The organism is Acidocella aminolytica 101 = DSM 11237 (assembly GCF_900129125.1).
Taxonomy (GTDB): domain Bacteria; phylum Pseudomonadota; class Alphaproteobacteria; order Acetobacterales; family Acetobacteraceae; genus Acidocella; species Acidocella aminolytica.
Genome location: NZ_FQVJ01000097.1, coordinates 1 through 1352, shown reverse-complemented (window position 1 = coordinate 1352; position 1352 = coordinate 1). Strand labels below are relative to the sequence as shown.

The window sequence follows — 1352 nt, the reverse complement described above, 5'->3', positions numbered from 1 at the left end:
GCCTTTCTAATCCCGGGGAACGTCCAGTACAACCTAGCCTCTGTCCACGGCCATAGTTTTCTGACTGCTGTCGTTCCTCCGATTGGGCGGCTAGTGCCCTGATTCGGAATTCGTCTTCATTTTGGGCATTTTTGTTAGGGACCGCAGGTAGAAGCGTTGAATTGAGGCGAGGATATCGTCGGCGCTCTTGGTCCATCTGAACGGCTTTGGGTCGGCATTGTTGGTATCGATATAGGCTGTGATGGCGCGCTCGAGTTCTGCGACGGAGCGGAACACGCCGCGTCTGATGGCTCGATCTGTCAACAAAGCGAAGAAACGATGGATCGTGGATGGTGAATGACCCACAGCCTTCGCCATGGTCCGCAGGCTCCAATGCGTGGCTCCTTGGGGGCGCGTCTCCAGGGTTTTACGGATTGTGGCGGCAATTTCATCGTCACCAATCTGGCGCGGTGCGCCGGGGCGGGGCTCATCGTACAGCCCATCCAGACCATCGCAGGCAAACCGATTGCGCCACACGCCAACGGTATGGGCGCAGACATTCAGCTTCGTCGCAATATCCTTGTTGGTTAGACCGTCCGCCGCGGCAAGCACGATGCGGGCACGTAATGCCAGCGACTGTGGCGCTCCATGCTTGCGGATCAGAGCCGTCAGGGCAGCTTCCTCAGCATCATCCAACATGACAGCAACCGCACGCCCCTTCGCCATTCCAGCCTCCCCGCGTTCAAGGTTTAATCAGAATGTAGACTATTTACCGATCAAGACACTAGTTTCCCTCCTCAAGCGCCTTCCCGGTGCGCACGTCATCGATCCATCCCCGTGCTCAACGCCCCTTTCCGCCAGCACCTTGCCTGCTCCGCAAAAAAGGCGCCCTTGACAAACAAATCACCCGGCGAATGACCAGCCATCAGATGATCCAAAAGTTCCTTGTCGATGCTCATACGCCGGCGCTCCTCTTAGGGAACCCGCGACTTGGGCACACAACGCTAAGGATAGTTCCAATTCTGGGGAGGACTATGGAGGAGATTGTCAAGGGCATGGTGTCGTCAGATTGGTAACACCTCTCGGATGGGGACCGCTCCAAAGGGCTGTGCCTATATGATTGGCGCTATCTCGAACTGGCGACGTTCGATGCAGAAGAGTTCAACGAAGCCAATTATGGTCATGGATAGTTGGCCTGTTCGTCAACCGCCGCATAGGCGATGGTGGTCTCGCCTACTTCACTACCAAGCTCCCCGCCGTAACATCGATGAGACTTAGCACTTCGCTGAAAAACTCCTATCCTCTGGGATTATGATGTGATTCAGTTGCTCTGGGCATATTGTGGGTTTTGTGATGCGGGGTTCTTTTCGCGA

2 protein-coding genes are annotated in these 1352 nt (G+C 55.7%); both read right to left on the bottom strand.

The genetic code is table 11. The annotated features are described in order from the left end of the window. Positions 1–90 precede the first annotated feature (90 nt). Positions 91–705, bottom strand: coding sequence for a helix-turn-helix domain-containing protein (locus tag BUB54_RS19755; protein ID WP_073212043.1), 615 nt, complete (start codon positions 703–705; stop codon positions 91–93). A 95-nt stretch (positions 706–800) separates the two neighbouring features. Further along, entirely contained in the window at positions 801–938 is a 138-nt protein-coding gene (locus tag BUB54_RS21055; RefSeq protein WP_175556562.1) for a hypothetical protein, read from the bottom strand. Positions 939–1352 lie beyond the last annotated feature (414 nt).